Annotated in this window: 3 protein-coding genes and 1 pseudogene; all 4 read right to left on the bottom strand. The window is 27.2% G+C overall.

The annotated features are described in order from the left end of the window. A pseudogene (locus MR593_RS08820) lies at positions 1-258 on the bottom strand (thioether cross-link-forming SCIFF peptide maturase); the annotation flags it as partial. Between the two features lie 75 nt (positions 259-333). Further along, on the bottom strand, positions 334-471 hold the full coding sequence (gene scfA, locus MR593_RS08815; RefSeq protein ID WP_290691984.1) for a six-cysteine ranthipeptide SCIFF: 138 nt from the start codon (positions 469-471) through the stop codon (positions 334-336). A 95-nt stretch (positions 472-566) separates the two neighbouring features. Then, positions 567-1,292, bottom strand: a complete 726-nt coding sequence (locus MR593_RS08810; protein WP_290691982.1) for a hypothetical protein — start codon at positions 1,290-1,292, stop codon at positions 567-569. 117 nt (positions 1,293-1,409) lie between these two features. Beyond that, on the bottom strand, positions 1,410-2,414 hold the full coding sequence (locus tag MR593_RS08805) for a DNA-methyltransferase (protein WP_290691980.1): 1,005 nt from the start codon (positions 2,412-2,414) through the stop codon (positions 1,410-1,412). Positions 2,415-2,515: the final 101 nt, after the last annotated feature.

Genomic DNA, 2,515 nt, shown 5'->3' with positions numbered 1-2,515 from the left:
AGAATGTGCTATTTCTTCGTATGGGTCTTCTGTATATAATATTCCTTCATCTATTAATGTTTTTATCTCATCATATGCTTCTGAGATAATATCTGCTTTATATTTATCGCCGAATTCAGCTATAAGTTCCTGCTTTGAGCTTAAGCTGTCCTCATCGATTAAATCATAAACTAATTCATCTACTATGTGAACAGATCCCGTATTTACATCTAATACAAAGTAATCTTCGCCTTGTTTAAATTTATGAACTAAACTCATTTTGTCTCCTCCCTATATAAAAACAAATCAAAAGCTGCTGAAATATATAAATATATATTTCAACAGCCCTGTTAATTATTTTTCACATTTTACGTTAGCTACTGTACAAGATGTTTTACAAGCAGATTGGCAAGAGTTTGCACATTCTTTGCATCCTGGTTTCTTTAAGCTATCTTTAATGTTTGTTTTGTTTATTGTTTTTATATGTTTCATACTAAATCACCTCCAATAAATACCTTGATATTTTACCATATATAATTTTACAAATAAAGTAAATTTTTGTAATATTCATATATTATTTGTTTCAGCTAAAACTTCCAATTTTCTTCATCAAATCTTAAATCTTTAAGTTTATCTTGATAATCTTTCAATTCATTCCAAATGTCTATATTTTGATCTATCCATTTTCCTAAATTAAATCCTGTTTTTTTAGTTATAAAATCTATTGCATCTTTTCCACACTTTAAATCCCATCCTTCTTTTTCAAATCTATTTAAAGGTGATTTTAAACTATCTTCCCTATCTTTTCTAAATAATAATATTGGGTTATAGCCCATAAATTTCAAATGTCTAGCTGAATCTGCTATTTCTCGAACTGTATTTGAATCATTTGAAACAAATCTAAATTTAGTATCTATTCCATATTTAACATCACTATTATTTTCTTCTATTGTAAAATCACATAAATCTTGTTGATCAGTACCTGTATTTTCTTCTAAAAATTTATTTATTATATTTTTTACACTATGAATACAACATTCATTCTTTATCTCACTGGCTTTGGTGTCTATCCATTTTTCAACGTAATCTTTGTATAATACCCTATCTTCTAACTTAACGTACTCAGAGAATTTAAACGTTTCAATCACCAATCTTTCCCATATATATCCGTATCTACGACCTATCATCTGTGATATCCCTTTACTTTTATTCGCAGATATATATTTCTCTACACTTGCTTTTATCTTACAAACTTCTTCATCTAATATTCTATTTAAATTATACTCTAATGTTTTATATTTATTAGTTACCATAATAACCCCCTACTATACATAGTTCATTATATATGGTAACTAATATATTCAGTTTTTGTCAATTAAAAAACGAGGTTAGTTTAACCCCATTTTTATTATCTATTTTCATCATGCAAATTAAATATCATCCATTTTAAGTACCATTTGCTCTACGTTTTTTTCTTTATGTTTATATTCTTCTGCATCAAAATTTTTATCTGTTTTTTTTTCAATTATAGTTTCACTATTAATAGAATTTAATCTCTTATTTGCAATTTCTACATATTCCTCACAAATTTCAAATCCTATATATTTTATTCCCATTTCTTTAGCAACTACTGCAGTAGTTCCACTTCCCATAAATGGATCTAGTACAATGTTATCATCATACTCTGGTACTGATAACTCTATTAATTGTCTTATTAAATCTTTTGGTTTTACTGTTGCATGGATATTAAAATCCTCCTTCTTATCTCTTTTAACATCTTCTATTATATTACTTTTAAAACCATCACTTGTTTTTGCTTTAAACAATCCAACATTATATTTTTCTAATGTCTCTATATAGTTATTTATCAATGGTTTTTGAACAACACATATAGCTTCCCACTCATTTCTTAAGCAACTATGCCATCCTTCCCATTTTTCCCAATCCTCATTTCCTATTTTTTTAAGCTTTTTAGATACATTTAAACCCTTTGGAATTCCGCTATTTCTTCGCCATACAATTATATCTCTAGCATAAAAACCTACATTTTCTAAAGCAACCTGAACCTGTGCTATTGTTCTTGTGCTATTAAATACAAATACTAATCCTCCTGGCTTCATTATTCTATACAACTCTTTTCCCCACGATTCAGTCCATTTTGAATATTCAATTATATTTTTTCTATTTTTATCATACCATCTTTTATTTCTTACTCCTCCAGCCAAACCACTTCCATATGGTATATTTTTAACTAATGTGGAACTTGATTGTTTTACTCTTTCAGTTCTCCTTTTTACTTCTTCTGAATCCCACTTATGGCCTATAAATTCATAATTATACGGAGGATCTGTGATGCATGATGCTATATAATTTTCTGGTATATCTTTCATTCCTTCTATACAATCTTTACAAATTATTTTATTAATTAAATCCATATATAATCTCCTTTATTAAACTTATATTCATTATTTTAATAAAATTTTCTACTATCTATTTAAACTAAAAACAAACCTTATTACTTATGATAAGGCTCTCC

The sequence above is a fragment of the Intestinibacter sp. genome, from assembly GCF_022780145.1.
In the GTDB taxonomy this organism is placed as follows: Bacteria; Bacillota; Clostridia; order Peptostreptococcales; family Peptostreptococcaceae; genus Intestinibacter.
Note: the sequence above shows the minus strand (reverse complement) of the source record. Positions and strands in the feature narration are given on the sequence as shown.

Excerpts from the sequence above, each read along its gene's own strand:
- MR593_RS08810 (WP_290691982.1), bottom strand. The coding sequence starts at position 1,292 with ATGGTAACTAATAAATATAAAACATTAGAGTATAATTTAAATAGAATA.
- scfA (WP_290691984.1), bottom strand. The coding sequence starts at position 471 with ATGAAACATATAAAAACAATAAACAAAACAAACATTAAAGATAGCTTA.
- MR593_RS08805 (WP_290691980.1), bottom strand. The coding sequence starts at position 2,414 with ATGGATTTAATTAATAAAATAATTTGTAAAGATTGTATAGAAGGAATG.